The organism is Streptomyces sp. NPDC017890, assembly GCF_044328675.1.
Classification (GTDB): Bacteria; Actinomycetota; Actinomycetes; order Streptomycetales; family Streptomycetaceae; genus Streptomyces.
In genome coordinates this window covers 348,094-366,103 of sequence record NZ_JBIRHU010000002.1, presented here as the reverse complement: position 1 = coordinate 366,103, position 18,010 = coordinate 348,094, and the positions used below count along the sequence as shown (strand labels likewise).

Annotated in this window: 12 protein-coding genes; 5 read left to right on the top strand and 7 right to left on the bottom strand. The window is 72.7% G+C overall.

What is annotated here, in order from left to right:
• Positions 1-142: 142 nt before the first annotated feature.
• The 5 genes from ACH4F2_RS04600 to ACH4F2_RS04580 form a co-directional block, all read right to left on the bottom strand.
• Positions 143-769, bottom strand: a complete 627-nt coding sequence (locus tag ACH4F2_RS04600; protein WP_398131189.1) for a hypothetical protein — start codon at positions 767-769, stop codon at positions 143-145.
• Complete coding sequence (locus ACH4F2_RS04595; RefSeq protein ID WP_398131188.1) at positions 766-1,176, bottom strand: hypothetical protein; 411 nt, start codon at positions 1,174-1,176, stop codon at positions 766-768. The genes ACH4F2_RS04600 and ACH4F2_RS04595 overlap by 4 nt, the downstream gene beginning before the upstream one ends.
• Before the next feature lie 166 nt (positions 1,177-1,342).
• Positions 1,343-2,512 carry a VWA domain-containing protein gene (locus tag ACH4F2_RS04590; protein ID WP_398131187.1) on the bottom strand — a complete coding sequence of 390 codons (1,170 nt, stop codon included), beginning with the start codon at positions 2,510-2,512 and terminating at the stop codon, positions 1,343-1,345.
• Positions 2,509-5,022 carry a DUF5682 family protein gene (locus ACH4F2_RS04585; RefSeq protein WP_398131186.1) on the bottom strand — a complete coding sequence of 838 codons (2,514 nt, stop codon included), beginning with the start codon at positions 5,020-5,022 and terminating at the stop codon, positions 2,509-2,511. The genes ACH4F2_RS04590 and ACH4F2_RS04585 overlap by 4 nt, the downstream gene beginning before the upstream one ends.
• Before the next feature lie 102 nt (positions 5,023-5,124).
• Entirely contained in the window at positions 5,125-6,354 is a 1,230-nt protein-coding gene (locus ACH4F2_RS04580) for an AAA family ATPase (protein WP_398131185.1), read from the bottom strand.
• A 131-nt stretch (positions 6,355-6,485) separates the two neighbouring features.
• Between ACH4F2_RS04580 and ACH4F2_RS04575 the strand changes: the two genes are divergently transcribed.
• Complete coding sequence (locus tag ACH4F2_RS04575; protein ID WP_398131184.1) at positions 6,486-7,841, top strand: SWIM zinc finger family protein; 1,356 nt, start codon at positions 6,486-6,488, stop codon at positions 7,839-7,841.
• Positions 7,842-7,910: 69 nt separating this feature from the next.
• Positions 7,911-9,551, top strand: a complete 1,641-nt coding sequence (locus ACH4F2_RS04570) for a DUF5691 domain-containing protein (RefSeq protein ID WP_398131183.1) — start codon at positions 7,911-7,913, stop codon at positions 9,549-9,551.
• Positions 9,552-9,787: 236 nt separating this feature from the next.
• Here ACH4F2_RS04570 and ACH4F2_RS04565 read toward each other — a convergent pair whose 3' ends face one another.
• Positions 9,788-10,204 carry a cobalamin B12-binding domain-containing protein gene (locus ACH4F2_RS04565; RefSeq protein WP_398131182.1) on the bottom strand — a complete coding sequence of 139 codons (417 nt, stop codon included), beginning with the start codon at positions 10,202-10,204 and terminating at the stop codon, positions 9,788-9,790.
• A 516-nt stretch (positions 10,205-10,720) separates the two neighbouring features.
• Here ACH4F2_RS04565 and ACH4F2_RS04560 point away from each other — a divergent pair.
• Both ACH4F2_RS04560 and ACH4F2_RS04555 read left to right on the top strand, forming a co-directional pair.
• Positions 10,721-11,704 carry an esterase/lipase family protein gene (locus tag ACH4F2_RS04560; protein ID WP_398131181.1) on the top strand — a complete coding sequence of 328 codons (984 nt, stop codon included), beginning with the start codon at positions 10,721-10,723 and terminating at the stop codon, positions 11,702-11,704.
• 305 nt (positions 11,705-12,009) lie between these two features.
• A complete protein-coding gene (locus ACH4F2_RS04555) occupies positions 12,010-13,635 on the top strand; it encodes a peptidoglycan DD-metalloendopeptidase family protein (RefSeq protein ID WP_398131180.1) in 1,626 nt (541 codons plus the stop codon).
• 210 nt (positions 13,636-13,845) lie between these two features.
• On the opposite strand, the gene pcrA is transcribed toward ACH4F2_RS04555, so the two are convergent.
• Positions 13,846-16,329, bottom strand: a complete 2,484-nt coding sequence (gene pcrA, locus ACH4F2_RS04550; protein WP_398131179.1) for a DNA helicase PcrA — start codon at positions 16,327-16,329, stop codon at positions 13,846-13,848.
• A 479-nt stretch (positions 16,330-16,808) separates the two neighbouring features.
• Between pcrA and ACH4F2_RS04545 the strand changes: the two genes are divergently transcribed.
• Positions 16,809-18,002 (top strand): NlpC/P60 family protein, encoded by a 1,194-nt coding sequence (locus ACH4F2_RS04545; RefSeq protein ID WP_398131178.1) that lies wholly within the window; start codon positions 16,809-16,811, stop codon positions 18,000-18,002.
• Positions 18,003-18,010 lie beyond the last annotated feature (8 nt).

The following is an 18,010-nucleotide window of genomic DNA, read 5'->3' as shown; positions in this document are numbered from 1 at the left end:
TCGAAGAGCTTGGGGACATGTCCGAATGCCGGGCCGGTGATACGGCGTCAGCGGCGTCCGCCCGGAGGAGTGTGAGTGTCCGGACGGTGCGGGCAGACCTCTCCACCCCGCGCTGCGGGGTGCGGCAGAGGCGGCCCCTGCTCTAGGCAGGAGAGACGGGAATGTCCCGGTAGCGCTCCAGGGTCCCGGCGGCGTCGGCGCGCACCAGGGCGCCGGGCACGAGCCGGAACGGGATCCGGTGGTGCGGGGTGACCGCGTGGGTGTCACCCTGACGCGGCGTTCCCTGATCGGCACCGGACGCGCTGCCCAGCGTGCCGTCGGGATCCCCGGTGGGCGCCCGGTGCACGGGGGCTTGCCCGGTGGGCGCGGGCACGACGCGCCGGGCACCGACGCGTGCCGCTGCGGGCGCCCCGCCGACGACACGCTCCGGCCCGTACGCGTCTTGCGCCGTACCTCCGGCTCCGTCGGGGACCCGGGCGCCGGTGGGGTCAGGGGCGTCGGGCGTGTCAGCGGCGTCGGACGCCGCGGATGTTCCGGACGCGCCGGGCGCCGTGGTCGAGGGCCCGGGCCGCGAGTCCGGGCCGACCGGCGTCAACCGACCGGGAAGGCCGGTCGTGCCGGACAGGTCCGGAAGCACCGACAGCGGAGGTGACAACGGCAGCGGGGGCGATGACGACAGCGAGGGTGAGGAGGGAAGCGTCGGCAACGCCTCCCACGGCGGCACCTCCGCCCGCGCGACCGCACCGATCCCCTCGGTCACCGTCTTCACCGCGTCACCGCGTCACCGACCGGCCGTACGACCCGGCCCTGCACGGACCGGACGACGTTCTCGACCACGGGACGAGGTTCCGGAAGCACCACGCCGGAGCCCGGAACGTCCCGAGAGCCCTGGGCCACCTGAGAGTCCTGGGCCACCTGAGAGTCCTGCCCCGTGCCGCCGCCCTGTGTGGCGGCTGATCTACGCGCCTCCCGCGGGCGCTCCACGGAAGCGTCGACGACCCGGCCGATCGCATCCCTCACCGACGGCGATCCTTCGGCCGCCTGCGCCCGCTCTCCGTACAGCACCCCGAGCACGAACAACCCGCCCACCAGCAGCGCCACGTGCAGCGCACGCCGCCCGGCCGCCGTGCGCGTCATGCGCAGAGCGGCACCGGGCAGGACTGCTGACCAGAGCAAGAGGGGATTCCTTGCGTGCGGCGGAACGGGTCGCGCGTCGGTCAACGCTCGACACGCCGCGCGATCCTCGCACGGGAGTCCGGAGCTCGCGCAAGCCCGGTCTCCCCGATGGGCGGTCATGTCCGTTTTGCCGGCAGGGACCGGGCCGCCCCGGGTCGATAAGTCGTCACCCGGCATCCGGTATCGGCAAGGGGCGCTTCTCGATCGCCGCGGCCATCACCTCCGGGAAGAGATCGGGCGTGCAGGCGAACGCCGGTGCGCCCAGCGCGGCGAGCGCCGCCGCGTGCTCCCTGTCGTACGCGGGCGCCCCCTCGTCGGACAGCGCCAGCAGGGTCACGAACTGCACCCCCGCCGCTTTCATCGCCGCGACCCGCTTGAGCATCTCGTCCCGTATGCCTCCCTCGTACAGGTCGCTGATCAGCACGACCACCGTCTCCGTGGGCCGGGTGATCTGCGACTGGCAGTACGCCAGCGCCCGGTTGATGTCCGTGCCTCCGCCGAGTTGCGTGCCGAAGAGCACGTCGACCGGGTCGTCGAGCTGGTCGGTGAGATCGACGACCGCCGTGTCGAAGACGACGAGCCGGGTGTCGATCGACCGCATGGACGCCAGCACCGCGCCGAACACGGACGCGTACACGACGGACGCCGCCATCGAACCGGACTGGTCGACGCAGAGGACGACCTCCTTCTTCACGGACCGGGACGCCCTCCCGTAACCGACGAGCCGCTCCGGCACGATCGTCCGGTACTCGGGCAGGTAGTGCTTGAGGTTGGCCGCGATCGTGCGGTTCCAGTCGATGTCGTGGTTGCGGGGCCGGCTGATGCGGGCGCTGCGGTCCAGCGCACCGGTGAGGGTGGCCCGGGTACGGGTGGCGAGCCGCTTCTCCAGGTCCTCGACGACCTTGCGGACGACGGCCCGCGCCGTCTCCTTCGTCGTCTCCGGCATCGCCTTGTCGAGGGAGAGCAGGGTGCCGACGAGGTGCACGTCGGCCTCCACGGCCTCGAGCATCTCCGGCTCCAGCAGGAGCGTCGCCAGACCGAGCCGGTCGATCGCGTCCCGCTGCATGACCTGCACGACGGAGGAGGGGAAGTAGGTCCGGATGTCCCCCAGCCAGCGCGCCACTGACGGCGCGGAGGCCCCGAGCCCCGCCGACCGGTCGCGCCCCGCCCGTGGTGTCTCCCCCTTCCCGTAGAGCGCGGTGAGCGCTCCGTCCATCGCGGCGTCCTGTCCGGAGAGCGTGCAGCCGGTGCCGTCGGCCGGGTCACCGCCGAGCACGAGCCGCCATCGCCGCAGCCGTTCCCGTACCGTGTCGGCACCCACCGGATCGGTCGTCATGCGTCCACCCCCACCGGGTCGTTGTCGTCGGCACCTGGCCGTCGGCCGCCCGCGCCGGGCCGCCCGGCGGTTCCGGTGCACGCGTCCGTCACATCCGTCCCGCCTGCCGGGTCCACGCCCAGCAGCAGCCTGATCACCGGCAGCACGGCGTCGGCGCGCCCGGTGTCGAGCCCGGCCGCGAAGCCTGGTATGCCGGAACCGGCCGTCGTCACACTGCCCCGCCACTTGGGTCCGCGCCGGACCAGCTCGCCGAGGCTGCGCCGCACTCCCGGCTCGTAGGCCGAGAAGGTGCGCCGCAGCAGCGGCAGTACGTCCGTGAACGCCTCCGCCGGCACTCCGGTCAGCCAGGCGTCGATCAGGCCGAGCAGTCGCTCGTCGTGGAGGAGGAGCATGCCGCCGCCCGAGCCGCCACCGGCGAATCCCTCGATCCACGCCGCCGCGTCCGCCGGTGGCGTCCCCCGGGACAGCACCAGGCCCATGAGCCGCTCCGCCTCGTCCGGTGCCAGCTCGCCGTCGTCCAGCAGAAGCCGTACGGCACGCCCCCGGACGACCCCGGGCACGGTGTCCCGCACGGACAGCGTCCGCAGCACGGCCCGCCAGCGGGAACGCAGGTCGCCGTGGCCCGGCGCGGGGGCGTCTCCGAGCAGGCCCACCGCGCCGTGAACGGCATCCACGTGCCGGCGCATCTCCTCGGCCGCGTCCGCGTCCAGCGCGGCGCAGGCCGCGGGCAGACCGACGAATATCCGCTCGGCGAGGCCCGCGGCGACCTCTGAGAGGGCGCCGGTGTCGGTGCCGCGCACATCGCCGTAGCGCAGGGAACGGACGAGCGCCGGCAGGGCCTGGGCGAGGTGGCCGACGTCCGTGTCGAGCGCCGCGCGGTCGGCGAGTATCCGCATCACCGGCGGGAGTGCGTCCGGCAGTTCGGCCAGCAGGCAGCGTTCGGCGAGCGCGGTCACCTCGGCGAGGCCCCGCGCCGTGACGGCTTCGGCCTCGGCCCTTGCCGTCGCGGCGGCGAGCACGGTCGTACCCCACACCCCGGCCTCGGCGACCCGCACCGAAAGCTCTGGCTCCCACCGCAGCCGCCACGTCTCCCGGAACGTGCCCGTGCTGCCCCGCGAGGCGGCCGGCTCGCCCCATCCGACGCCGAGCAGCCGCAGCCGGTGCAGCAGTCTGCTGCGCCCCGCGTCGGTCTCCTTGCGCAGGTCGAGCTCCAGCTCCCGCTCCAGCGCCTCCGGCTTGAGCCGCAGCCGCCGCTGGATCCGGGCGAGGTCCCGCTGCAACGGCACCGCTGGTGCCGCCGCGGGCACCTCCCCCAGCACGTCCCCCACCACCAACCGGTCGTGCACGAGCGCCAGCGGCACGTCCGAGCCCTCGCACATCACCGCCCGTACGGCGTCCGTCGTCTCGCTCAGCCCGGGCAGCGGACGTCCGCGCATCACCGCGAGGGTCCCGGCCAACCGCACCGCCTCGATGACGTGCGCCGAGGAGACGATCCGGTCCTCCTCCCGCAGCAGCCCGGCCACCTTGGTCAGCCACCGCTCGACGGGCCGGTCCGGCGCGCCGAACAGGTGCCCGTACCAGCCCGGCGACTCGATGCCCGCCCCGTAACCACCGGCCCGGGACAGCCTGCGGTGGGTCCAGGGCACCCAGGTCATGTCCACCTTGGTCCTGGGCAGCCCCTTCAGCAGCGCCCGGTCGGCGGCGACGGCGACCCTGCGCCGGAGCGCGGGCACGTGCCACGCACCGCACACCACGGCGACGCCCTCGGCGAACTCGCGGCGCGCCGCCCGCACCTGGAGCCGCATGTACGCCTCCCGCACCAGGTCCCGGTGGCGCCCGCCGTCCTCCTCCGTCTCCCGCAGCGCCCCCATGGCCTCCTCCAGTGCCGTGAACGGCGCGAGTGCGTCCCCGTCCCCCACGCCCCGGTGCTCGACGACGTCCTCCCACCAGCGCTCGGGATCGTCGTGCCCGGCGGCCTCGGCGAGGACGGCGAGCGGATCGCCCCGGACGGCGTGGGGGAGGGCGACGCCTGGCCCGGTGCCCTTGCCCGGGCCGGGCTCCCCCGGCTCCGTCTCCTCCACCGCACCGTCCGGTTCCTGCCACGCCAGCGTGTGCGTGGCAGGGAGGTCGATGAAGCGGGCCGGGACGTCGTGTTCCAGGGCCCAGCGGACGGCCACCCACTCCGGGGAGAACTCGGCCAGCGGCCAGAAGGCCGAGCGGCCGGGCTCGTCCACGGCGTGGGCGAGGAGCGCGACCGGCGGCCGCATGTCCTCGTCGGCGGCCAGCGGGATCAGGGCATCGGCCTCCGGCGGCCCTTCGATCAGCACGACGCCCGGCCGGGCCGCCTCCAGCGCGGCCCGGACCGCCCGTGCCGACCCGGGACCGTGGTGGCGTACACCCAGCAGCAGCGGTCCTTCCACGGGGCTCCCGGAGCCCCCGGAACCCCCGGAGCCCGCGGTTCCGCCCGGCCTGCCGAAGCCGGCGCTCTCGGCCGTGTCAGTACCCGCCATACCGTCCCCCTCGCCTACGGGCCCGGGCCGAGTCCCCGTCGTCCCCCGTCGAGCAGAGCACCGGAGCCCCCGGCCGGGGAGGCTGCCGCATCCGCATGCCGTTCACGAGCTCACCTCCCGGCAGGCCCGGTAGAAGTCCTTCCAGCCGGCGCGCTCGCGGACGACCGTCTCCAGGTACTCCTGCCAGATGACGCGGTCGGCGGCCGGGTCACGGACGACGGCGCCGAGAATGCCCGCGGCGACGTCACCGGACCGCAGCACGCCGTCGCCGAAGTGGGCGGCCAGTGCCAGGCCGTTGGTGACGACGGAGATGGCCTCGGCCGTCGACAGCGTGCCGCTGGGCGACTTCACCTTCGTACGACCGTCGGTCGTCAGCCCGTCGCGCAGCTCCCGGAAGACGGTGACGACCCGGCGGATCTCGTCGATGCCCTCGGGTGCCGCCGGCAGTTCGAGGGAACGGCCGATCTCGCCGACGCGGCGCGAGACGATCTCGACCTCGGCCTCAGCGGTCTCCGGCAGCGGCAGTACGACAGTGTTGAAGCGGCGGCGCAGGGCGCTGGACAGGTCGTTGACCCCGCGGTCGCGGTCGTTGGCGGTGGCGATCAGGTTGAAGCCGCGGACCGCCTGCACCTCCTGGCCCAGCTCCGGTATCGGCAGGGTCTTCTCCGACAGGATCGTGATGAGGGTGTCCTGCACGTCGGCCGGAATGCGGGTCAGTTCCTCCACGCGGGCGGTCATGCCCTCCGCCATGGCCCGCATGACGGGGCTGGGCACGAGGGCGTCCCGGCTGGGGCCGTGGGCGAGGAGCCGGGCGTAGTTCCAGCCGTAGCGGATCGCCTCCTCGGGTGTGCCGGCCGTGCCCTGCACCAGCAGCGTCGAGTCGCCGCTGACCGCCGCGGCGAGGTGTTCGGACACCCAGGTCTTGGCGGTGCCGGGCACGCCCAGCAGAAGCAGGGCGCGGTCGGTGGCGAGCGTGGTGACGGCGACCTCGACGATGCGGCGCGGGCCCACGTACTTCGGGGTGATCACCGTGCCGTCGGGCAGGGTGCCGCCGAGCAGGTAGGTGGCGACGGCCCACGGCGACAGCTTCCAGCGGGCCGGGCGCGGGCGGTCGTCCTGGGAGGCCAGCGCGGCGAGTTCGGCCGCGAACGCGTTCTCGGCGTGCGGGCGCAGCGCCTCGGCCCCGGTGGTGGGGCCTCCGTGGCTCGGTCCCGCGGACGACGGTCCCGCGGGTGTCGGTTCCACGGACTTCGGTTCTACGGACTTCGGTTCTACGGACTTCGGTTCCACGGAATTCGGTTCCACGGAATTCGGTTCTACGGACACAGGCATGGCTGATTCCCCCTCCAGCTCGGCCGGTTCGATCTGTCATCCACGGTGCACCACGCCACTGACAATCGCCCTGACCTGCAAAAACGCTCTCGCTCGGTCGATTGTCAGTGGCGGGACCTACCTTCGATGACATGACTCAGCAGGGGGAACGCTGGACCACGGACCAGGTGCTGGCACTGGCGCCTGACGCCGCGTCGCGCAAAGCGGGAAGCAAGCTCGGCGGGGCGGGTCCGTGGTCGGGGGTGGGAAGTTCCGACGAGGGGACGGTGTGGGGGCTTTGCAAGGGCAGTGGCAGCAAGCCGTATCAGACGGTCGTCGACGTCGCGGGCGAGTCCGGGCCCGCATACAGGTGCGGTTGCCCGAGCCGCAAGTTCCCGTGCAAGCACGCGATCGGGCTGTTGCTGCTCTGGGCCGGCGGCGACGGAGCGGTGCCGCCGGGCCAGGCGCCGGACTGGGCGGAGCAGTGGATCGCCGGACGACGCGAGCGCGCGGAGGAGAAGAGGACGGCACAGTCATCCGGTTCCCCGGCCGGGCCCGGTGAGTCGGAGGCTGCGCGGCGCCGGGCGGAGCAGCGGGCCGAGCGGATCACCGGGGGCGCGACGGAGCTGGAGCAGCGGCTGACGGACCTGCTGCGCGGTGGCCTGGCCGGTGCGGAGCGGGCGGGGTACGGGCTGTGGGAGGAGACGGCGGCCCGCATGGTCGACGCGCAGGCGCCGGGGCTGGCCTCGAGGGTGCGGGAGTTGGGGGCCGTACCGTCGTCCGGTCCCGGCTGGCCGGTCAGATTGCTGGAGGAGTGCGCCCTTCTTCACCTTCTCGACCAGGGCTGGCTGCGCCGCGAGCGGCTGCCGGAGGGCCTGGCCGCGACGGTCCGTTCACGCGTCGGCCTGCCCGCGTCCGCGGCCGGTCCTCCGGTACGGGACCACTGGCTGGTCCTCGCCCAGTACGACACGGTGGACGCACGACTGACGACCCGTCGCATCTGGCTGTACGGCGCGGAGACGCACCGCGCCGCGCTGCTCCTCTCCTACGGCGCCGCGGGCCGGGCCCCGGAGCCGGCCCTGCCGGTGGGACTGGCCCTGGAGGCGGAGGTGTCGGCGTATCCGGGCACCGGTCAGCAGAGAGCGGCTCTCGGCCGGCAGTTCGCGCCGCCCGCACCCGCGGAGATACGCCCGAGGGGGGTGACCACCTCCCAGGCGGCCGCCCGTTACGGCGATGCCCTCCGCGGCGACCCGTGGCTGGAGTCGGTGCCGGTGACCTTGGAGCGGGTCGTCCCGGTACCGGACGGCGATTCCTGGCAGCTGGCCGACGCCGACGGGGACACGGCGCTGCCGCTCACCCCGGCGGCCGGCAACCGGCCGGGTCTGTGGCGCCTGGTCGCCCTGTCGGGCGGCGCGCCCCTCACGGTCTTCGGCGAGTGCGGCCACCGGGGCTTCACTCCACTGACGGCCTGGCCGTCCGGGCCGGGCCCGGCAGTTCCGCTGCACTGACCCGCCCCCGCGATGAACCCGGGCGGGATGAACCCGCAATGAACCGGACCGGCACCTGAAAGGAGCCCCATGACCAGGACGCCCGCTCCCGCGGACGCGCCCGTGCCGGGCGTCTGGGAGGAACTCGTCACCGCAGCGCTGCTCGGCACGGACCGGCGAACTCCCCCGCACTGCGAGCCCGGCCCCGGCGCACCGGCGGCGCTGCTGGACGCGGCGGCGGCGGAGACCGTTCGCCGGCGTGCCGGACTGCGCCCCGCCCGCGCGGCCCGGCGTCCGGAACCGGCTCCGGAGGATCCCCGGCCTCCGTTGCCGGCCGCGGCCGCACACCGGCTCACGATGCTGCTCGCCGACCGCCCCGGCACGGCGGGCGGCGGCCGCAGAGGCACCGCGCCCGACCTGATGGAGCTGTTGCCCCAGTGGCTGGCGGCGGCGAACGCCCGCGGTTATGCGGCACCTCCCCAGGCGCTGCCGGCCCTGCTGGACGCGGCACGAGGGCGTACGGACCTGCGTCCGGCGGCGCTGGCCTTCGCGGGACCCCGCGCCCTGTGGCTGGCCCGGCTGAATCCGGACTGGCGGTTCGCCCTGCGCGCCACACCGGGCGGAGGCACCTCGCTGCCGGGCCCCGATGCCGCGGAGCGGGTGCGCCGACTTTGGGAGGAGGGCCTGTTCGCCGAACGGATCACCCTGCTGGCATCCCTGCGCGCCCGCGACCCCGCGGGCGCGCGCGAGCTGCTCGCCTCGACCTGGGCGACGGAGCGGGCCGAGGACCGGCTGATGTTCCTCGACTCCCTGCGGACGGGCCTGGAGCCGGCGGACGAACCGTTCCTGGAGCAGTCGCTGGCCGACCGCAGCCGCAACGTACGGGCGACGGCGGCGGAGCTGCTGTCGACGCTGCCGGATTCGGCGCTCGCCGCGCGGATGGCGGCGCGAGCCGTGACCTGCGTGTCCCTCGACCGCACCCCGGACCCACCGGCGATCGCCGTCGAGGCGCCCCACGAGTGCGACGCGGGTATGGAGCGGGACGGCGTCGTGGCCAAGCCGCCCTCGGGCCGGGGGGAACGGTCGTGGTGGTTCGGCCAGTTGATGGAGGCGGCCCCGCTCGGGACGTGGTCGGCACGGCTCGGCGGGCGCAGCCCCGAGGAGATCGTCGCCCTGCCGGTGGCGGACGACTGGCAGGGCGACCTGCACGCGGCGTGGTGCCGGGCTGCGGTACGGCAGCGGAACGGCGCATGGGCGAGGGCACTGCTGGGAAGCCCCACCGCGCCCGATGCCGGGGGGCCGGGCGCGGTGTCCCTGGCCGAACGGGCCAAACTGCTCGGCACCCTGGGCTCCGGTGAACGGGCCGAGTGGGTCGCCGGGTTCATCGCGACGCACGGCCTGTCCGAGGCATTCCAGCTGCTCGGCATGTGCGGGGTGCCGTGGGCCCCGCCGCTCGGACGGGCGGTGGTCGACGCGCTCAACATCGCTCGTGACGCCGGGAGTTATCCATGGAGCTTCAGCGGCGTCATGGGTCTGGCCGAGCGCTGCCTCGACCCGTCGGAGGCGGGCCGTCTCGACGGCCTGCTGGCGGTACCGGACGAACCGGAGGACGCGTCGCCGGGGGCCGGGGGGTATTGGGCGGAGGCGTTTCAACGGCTCGTCACGACTCTGCGGTTGCGCGCGGCGATGGCCGAGGAACTCGGCGCGGGAGAGGAAGGTACGCGGCGCTGACGCCGGGCTGGGCCGCGTACCCGACGCGCTGCGAGCGCCGGCCCGCACCCACGACCACCCGCCCGCCCGCACCGCGACCGCCCGCCGACGGCCCATGACCACCGTCGACGTCTCCGCGAACGGCCCGTGGGCGGCCCATGGGCCGCCCATCGGCTACCCGACAGCTGCCGATCGGCCACCGGTGCGGCCGTCACGCAGGGCCGACCCCGCCCGCAGACCGGGCGCCTGCCGGGCCGCTACGCCTCCGCGGGTTCCCGCACGTTCGTCCGAACCCAGTCCACGATCGACGCCGTCGTCGCGCCGGGCGTGAAGATCTCCGCGACGCCCTTCTCCTTCAGCGGGGCGATGTCCGCCTCGGGGATGATCCCGCCGCCGAACACCAGGATGTCCGCCGCGTCCCGCTCCCTGAGGAGCTCGATCACGGCGGCGAAGAGCGTGTTGTGCGCACCGGAGAGGATGGACAGTCCGATCGCGTCGGCGTCCTCCTGGATCGCGGTGTCCACGATCTGCTCGGGTGTCTGGTGGAGCCCGGTGTAGATGACCTCCATACCGGCGTCGCGCAGCGCCCGCGCGATCACCTTGGCCCCGCGATCGTGGCCGTCGAGCCCCGGCTTGGCCACCACCACGCGGATCGGACCGGCTGCCACACCCATCACTGCCTCCATGAAGCGACTACATCCATCCGTACCGACAAGTACCGCACACTTCGCCGACGCCGTACACAGGGGCACGGCACACATGAGAAGCACATCGCGTACATCGCACACATCGCGCACGAAGTACACAAAGCGCATATTTCAGCGACGCAGACGCCCCGCACCACATCGTCCGGGGGAAGTGAACGAACGTTATCTCCAGCATCCCGCAACCGGCAGTTTCGCGGTGGATACAGAGGGGGAAATCACACGGTGGGACACGTTCGCCGCACACCGTTCCAGGGTGCGGCGGCAACACGCGTACGGAGAGCCGCAGCGAAGGCAGAGCAGGGCAGGCAGCGGGCCTCGTCGCCGTTTCAACGACACCACAGGGCTCACAGGGCACTGCCGCCGCGCTTCGGCACGCTCGAACGGGCAAACCTCGCAAACATCACCAATCACTGGTGTCACGGCTCTCCACGAGGGCACACGGGGGACAGAGGCTCCCTGCGCGTGCCGACAGGAGGTCGGCCCATGAAGGTCACCACGGCAGCACTGCCCCTTCTCCCGTTGTGTCAGCGATTCCTGCCCGGACTCCCGGGACTGCCCGGACTCCCGGGACTGCCCGGACTGCCCAGCCTGCCGGGGATACCAGGACTGCCGGGGCTGACAGGCCTTCCAGGCAGGGTGACCGGACTCTCCATGACCCTCCTCAAAGCGAGCGCCCTGGAGGTCGCGATCCTCGCCGGGCACCTCCTCCTCTATCCCTCAGGGATCATCCAGGAGCGCCGCTCCGTCTGCGCCCTCACGCCGCCGGCCGCTCAGGACCGGCAGCCCTCCCCTCCCGCCCCCCGGCTCCCGGCCCGCACCGACCCCCCTGTAGTCCTGCTGCACGGCTTCATCGACAACCGCTCGGTCTTCCTGTTCCTGCGCCGCAGCCTGACCCAGCACGGCAGGCACCAGATCGAGTCACTGAACTACTCGCCCCTGACCTGCGACATCCGCACCGCGGCCGAGCTGCTCGGCCGGCACATCGAGGAGATCTGCGATCGGACGGGCAGCGAGCGGGTCGACGTCGTCGGGCACAGCCTCGGCGGGCTGATCGCGCGGTACTACGTGCAGCGCCTCGCCGGGGACCTCCGCGTCCGGACACTCGTGACGCTCGGCACCCCGCACACCGGCACCCGGGTGGTCCCGCTGGCGAACGCACACCCGATCGTGCGGCAGATGCGCCCCGGATCCGCGGTGCTGGAGGAGCTGGCCCTGCCGTCACCCGGCTGCCGTACGCAGTTCGTCAGTTTCTGGAGCGACCTGGACCGCGTCATGGACCCGCTGGAGACCGCCTGCCTCGACCACCCCGACCTGACGGTGCAGAACGTACGGGTGAGCGGCATCGGCCACCTCGCCCTCCCCGTACACCCCGCCGTGGCCACCGGGATACGGCAGGCACTCGACACGGTCGAACCGGAGGTGGGCGCGGAAACCGGGAAGCGCCCCGGCGGCCTGACGGTCGCCTGAGACACGGGGAACCCCAAAAAGCCCCCAGAAGACCCTTCGGACGACCCCGGGAGACCCCCAGAAAACCCCGCGCAAGACCCCGAGACAACCCCGGCCGGCCCCGAAAACCGGTCGGCGCAACCCGTTCGCCATCGAACAAACATCGAACACAAAGCCAAACTCGTGCCCGCCGTCCCCCAAAACACGGCCGATTGCCCGTTTCCTTCGCGCGTGAAACCTGACGAAGATTGTCGTGCCCGCATACCGCCGGGTACAGTCGCCGCACTGCTCTGGCAGCCCCTGTTGTCGAGGCGAAAGAGAAGTTGGTGAACGACCGTCAACCGTCGGGGACCATGACCACCCCGGCCTCGGCTTCCGACGTCGATCCGGCGCAGTACGCGTCGTACGGCACAGGGGAGGCCCAGTACGGCGACCTCACCACGTACGGCGGATATGCCACCACTGGTTTTTCCACCGGCGATGCCACCACGGCGGGCTTCCACGCGGACCCCCTCTTCGGCTGCCTTCCGGGCCAGGACACCGGAACCCACGACACCACGGGCTCGTACGACACCACGGGTGCCTACGACGCCACAGGCACGTACGACGCCACCCAGTGGTCCACCGGCAGCGGACAGACCCTCAACTACGACGCGTACGCGGCCCAGCACCACGCCGCCTACGACACCGGCGCCTACGACACGACCACGTGGACGGCCGACTACCAGCAGCCCGCCCCCGTGCCGCCGCAGGCCACGAGTGCGGAGGCCACCGGGCAGTGGGACACCGGTGCCTGGGCTCAGCCGGACCAGTCCGGCGAGCCGGCGGATCAGACCCAGCAGTGGCACTGGGGTGCGCAGGCCTTCGAGACCGGCACCTTCGCGACCGGCACCATCAACACCGGCGCCTTCGACAACGGCACGACCGACACCGGCGCCTACGACGCCACCCAGTGGAACGCGGACGGCGCCGCGGCGGAAACCGCCCGGACGGCGCTGAACACCACACCGGACACCACACCGGACACCGCTCCGGACACCCTGCCGACCGCGGAGGAATCCGCCCCGCACGACGACGAGCCGGCCGCCACCGGCGAACTCCCCGTCGTGCCCACGCTCCTGGAAGACCAGGAAGAGGTCACCCCGGCCGCCCGGATCCCGGCCGCACGCACCGCCTCCCGTGGCGGGACGCGTTCCCGCCGCCGCCAGCCCGCCAAGCGTTCGGCGCTGCTGACCATCGCCGTACCGTCGGCCTGCGTGATGAGCGTCGCCGGTATCGCCGCGGCCTCCGTCGGTGGCCTGACCGACGACGACGGCAAGGAGACCAGGGCGTCCGCGGCGGACGCGGGCGCGGCGGGCGACGTGGAAGCGGCGCCGGTGAAGCCGTCCGCCGCCAACAACAAGCTGGACACGCAGCTCACGAGCCTTGCCGCCGGAGCCGACGACTTCGCCGACCGGGCCAGTCGGACCCAGGAACGCATCGATCTCAAGGCCCAGCAGGCCGCCGAGAAGAAGCGGGCGGCGGCGGAGGCGGCCCGCAAGGAGCGGCTGCGCCCCAAGTTCGCGCTCCCGGTCGCCCAGCACGGCCTCAGCGCGTACTACGGCCAGGCCGGCATCAACTGGATGTCCGTGCACAGCGGCATCGACTTCCCCGTCTCGTACGGCACGGCGGTGATGGCCGCGACCGACGGCACGGTCCGCACGCAGTACAACAGCGCGTACGGAAACATGATGATCGTGACCGCGAAGGACGGCACGGAGACGTGGTACTGCCACCTCTCCGGTTACCAGGTTCCCTCCGGTACGAAGGTCAAGGCGGGCGACACGATCGCGTCCGCCGGCGACTCGGGCAACTCGACCGGCCCGCACCTGCACTTCGAGGTGCGTCCCTCGGGCGGCTCGGCGATCGACCCGCTCTCGTGGCTGCGCAGCCACGGCCTCAACCCGTCGTGACGCCGTAACGTCTCAGCAGGCCGCTCCCGCGCCGGCGTCTGAGCAGGCCGCGCCCGCGCCGGCGTCGCGGGCGCTCGATGCGCCGCGCCCGCGACCCGACACGGGCGACGCACTCGCAACGCACCCGCGACGAACCCACGAGCACCCACGGGCGCCCGCGAGCCCCCCGCGACTAACCCAGAGTCGCCGCGACGCGCCCGCGACCCGCCCTCAGAGCTTCTCCACCGGCGCGTACCGAAGCAGCAGCCGCTTCGGCTTGGTGTCGCCGAAGTCGATCGTCGCCTCGGCGTTCGACCCCGTGCCCTTGATCCCGACCACCGTCCCGAGACCGAACTGGTCGTGCGTGACACGGTCGCCGACCGACAGCGAGACCGTCGCCTGCTCGGCGGAGGAGGACCGGCGCGTGGCGAAGCCGGAGGCGCCGGACGCCGAGGAGCGGGAGCGGGACGACGACAGCGAGGCCGCCACGCCCGAGACCGGCGCGGAGGGCGCGGGCCCGTTCGCCCCGGTCCGCTTCCACTCCAGGTGGGGGGCCGGGATCTCCTCCAGGAAGCGGGAGGGCGGGTTGTACGACGGCTGCCCCCAGGCACTGCGCAGCGTCGACCTGGTCAGGTAGAGCCGCTCACGGGCGCGCGTGATGCCGACGTACGCCAGCCGCCGCTCCTCCTCCAGTTCCTTGGCCTGGCCGAGGGCGCGCATGTGCGGGAAGACGCCGTCCTCCATGCCGGTGAGGAAGACGACCGGGAATTCCAGGCCCTTGGCGGTGTGCAGGGTCATCAGGGTGACGACGCCGTCGCCGTCCTCCTCGTCGGGGATCTGGTCGGAGTCGGCGACCAGCGCGACCTTCTCCAGGAAGTCGGCCAGCGTGCCGGCCTCCTCGCCCTCGGCCCGCTCCTGCTCGAACTCCAGGGCGACGGCCGCGAGTTCCTGGAGGTTCTCGATGCGGGTCTCGTCCTGCGGGTCGGTGGAGGCCTGCAACTCGGCGAGGTAGCCGGTGCGTTCGAGGATCGCCTCCAGGACGGTCGCCGGTCCGGCACCGGACTCGACGATGGTCCGGAGGTCCTCCATGAGCGTGTTGAACCGCTTGACGGCGTTCGCGGAGCGCGCGGCCATGCCGTACGCCTCGTCGACCCGCTTCAGGGCCTGCGGGAAGCTGATCTTCTCGCGCTGGGAGAGGGCGTCGATCATGGCCTCGGCGCGGTCGCCGATGCCGCGCTTGGGGACGTTGAGGATGCGGCGCAGCGGGACCGAGTCCTCGGGGTTGGCCAGCACCCGCAGGTAGGCCAGGACGTCCCGGACCTCCTTGCGCTCGTAGAAGCGGACACCGCCGACGACCTTGTAGGGCAGGCCGACGCGGATGAAGACCTCTTCGAAGACACGTGACTGCGCGTTGGTGCGGTAGAAGACGGCGACGTCTCCGGCCTTCGCCTCGCCGGCGTCCGTGAGGCGGTCTATCTCGTCGGCGACGAACTGCGCCTCGTCGTGCTCGGTGTCGGCGACGTACCCGGTGATCTGCGAGCCGGCGCCCTGGTTGGTCCACAGGTTCTTGGGGCGGCGGGACTCGTTGCGCTCGATGACCGCGTTGGCCGCGGTGAGGATCGTCTGGGTGGAGCGGTAGTTCTGCTCGAGGAGGATCGTCGTCGCGTCCGGGTAGTCCTCCTCGAACTGGAGGATGTTGCGGATGGTGGCGCCGCGGAAGGCGTAGATCGACTGGTCGGCGTCGCCCACCACGCACAGCTCGGCGGGCGGGACCTCGGCCTCGGGCGGCACGTCGACGGGGTGCTCGGAGGTGCCGACCAGCTCGCGCACGAGGGAGTACTGGGCGTGGTTGGTGTCCTGGTACTCGTCGACCAGGACGTGCCGGAAGCGGCGGCGGTAGTGCTCGGCGACGTCCGGGAAGGCGCGGAGCAGGTTGACCGTCGTCATGATCAGGTCGTCGAAGTCGAGGGCGTTGGCCTCGCGCAGCCGCGACTGGTAGAGGGCGTACGCCTGGGCGACGGTCTTCTCGAAACCGTCGGCCGCCTGCGCGGCGAAGTCCTCCTCGTCGATCAGCTCGTTCTTCAGGTTGCTGATCTTGGCGCTGAAGGACTTGGGCGGGAAACGCTTGGGGTCCAGGTCCAGGTCACGGCAGACGAGCGCCATCAGACGCTTGGAGTCCGCGGCGTCGTAGATCGAGAACGAGGACGTGAAGCCGAGCCTCTTCGACTCGCGGCGCAGGATGCGGACGCACGCGCTGTGGAAGGTCATCACCCACATCGCGTTCGCGCGCGGGCCGACGAGCTGCTCGACGCGCTCCTTCATCTCGCCCGCGGCCTTGTTGGTGAAGGTGATCGCGAGGATCTGGCCGGGGTGGACGCTCCGCTCGGCCAGCAGGTGGGCGATGCGGTGGGTGAGGACCCGGGTCTTGCCGGAGCCTGCCCCGGCCACGATGAGCAGCGGGGAGCCGGAGTGCACGACGGCGGCGCGCTGGTTGTCGTTCAGCCCGTCCAGGAGGGCGGCGGCGTCCAGGGCGGGGCGCGGGGCGCCGTCGCGGTAGTGGGTGTCCCGGTCCGGCGGCGCGTCGAACTTCCCGCCGAACAGATCGTGCGGGACCGGCTCCGGTCCGTGATCGTCCTCGGGCGGCGGGGGTTCCTCCTCGTGACCGCGCGGGGTCTGGAGGCTCGCCAGGAAGCTGTCGTCAAAGAGGCTGCTCATCGCTCTCCGAGTCTAGGGCGCCGCACCGACAACCCGCCGCCACCCCGGAAAATGGCCGGTATCCCGGCACCGGGCACGCCCTGCGACAGGCCGTGAGACGAAGAGTGACGCCTTCGCCGGAGGTCACGAAAATGTATCGGGCATATCACCCACCAACCTTCACAGGCGCCACACGAGTTGGCTACGGTGCGGGCAGGCCGCACGCCCCCCTCCGGCGAACGTCGCCGGGCCGCGCGGCCTCCGCCGAGTCCGGCGTGCCCGCAACGGCATCCGGAGCCGGGGACCCGACAGGGGAACCTGGGGTGAATCGGCCGCCCTGCCCTCGACTGGACCCGCCGAGGGCGGACCCGCCGAGGGCTGCCCTGACCCGCCGTAGGGCGACTCTGCCGGACCACGCCGCCCGAGCCCTCCCCAGGGCCCGAAAGGCCCGGGACCCCGGCCGCCGGCCCGGCAGGCGGAGCGTGGAAGGAGCCGCCTCCTTGGCGTCGCACCGAAAGTCGCGCCCCGCGGGTACGCGCGTCGCAGGCATACGGACCCCCGCCCTCGCCACGGCGGCCCTCACCTCCGTCGCCCTGCTGTCCCAGACGGCCACCGCCGCACCGTCGGACGACGACAGGCCGAGCCTCGAAGAGGTCGAGAAGAAGGTCGACGACCTGTACCGCCAGGCGGGGTCCGCGACGGAGAAGTACAACGCGGCCAAGGAGAGGACCGCCAAGCAGCGCAAGCGCGTCGACACCCTCCTCGACGATGTCGCCAAGCGCACCCAGAAACTCAACGAGGCGCGCGAGGAGCTGGGGTCCTTCGCCTCCGCCCAGTACCGCACGGGTGCCGCGGTCCCGGAGACCGCGACCTTCCTGCTCGCGGACTCGCCGCAGGACTACTTCGACCAGAACCACCTGATGAGCCGGCTCACCGGCCGCCAGAAGGACGCGGTCGACGACTACGCCACGCAGCAGTCCACGACGATGGAGAAGCGCCGGGAGGCCACCGAGAGCCTCGAGACGCTCACCGAGTCGCAGAACGACCTGCAGACGGCCAAGAGCACCGTCCAGAAGAAGCTCGCCACCGCGCGCGAGCTGCTGTCGGAGCTGACCGCCGAGGAGAAGGCCCGGCTCGCGGCGATCGAGAGGAAGAAGCAGGAAGAGGCCGCCCGCAAGGCCGCGGAGCTCGCGAAGCGGCAGGCCGAGGAGCGCGAGCGGCAGGAGGAGGCCGCCCAGCAGGAGAGCGACGCCGCCCCGGGCTCCTCCGGATCATCCGCCGGCTCCGGTGGCACCGGTACGGAAACCGGGTCCGCCGCACCGGACTCCTCCTACGGCGCCAAGGCCGACAAGGCGCTCGCCTTCGCCCGCACCCAGATCGGCAAGCCGTACGTCTGGGGCGCCACGGGCCCCGGCTCCTACGACTGCTCGGGCCTCACCCAGGCCGCCTGGAAGGCCGCCGGGGTGACGCTGCCGCGCACCACCTACGACCAGGTCGACGCCGGCACGACGGTCGCCGTGTCCCAGGCTCTCCCCGGTGACCTGGTCTTCTTCTACGACGACCTCAGCCACGTCGGTCTCTACATCGGCAACGGCATGATGATCCACGCCCCGAAGCCGGGCGCGTACGTCCGTGAGGAATCGATCTTCTACGACGGCGAGTCGTCGATCCACAGCGTGGTGCGCCCGGCCTGACCCTCGCG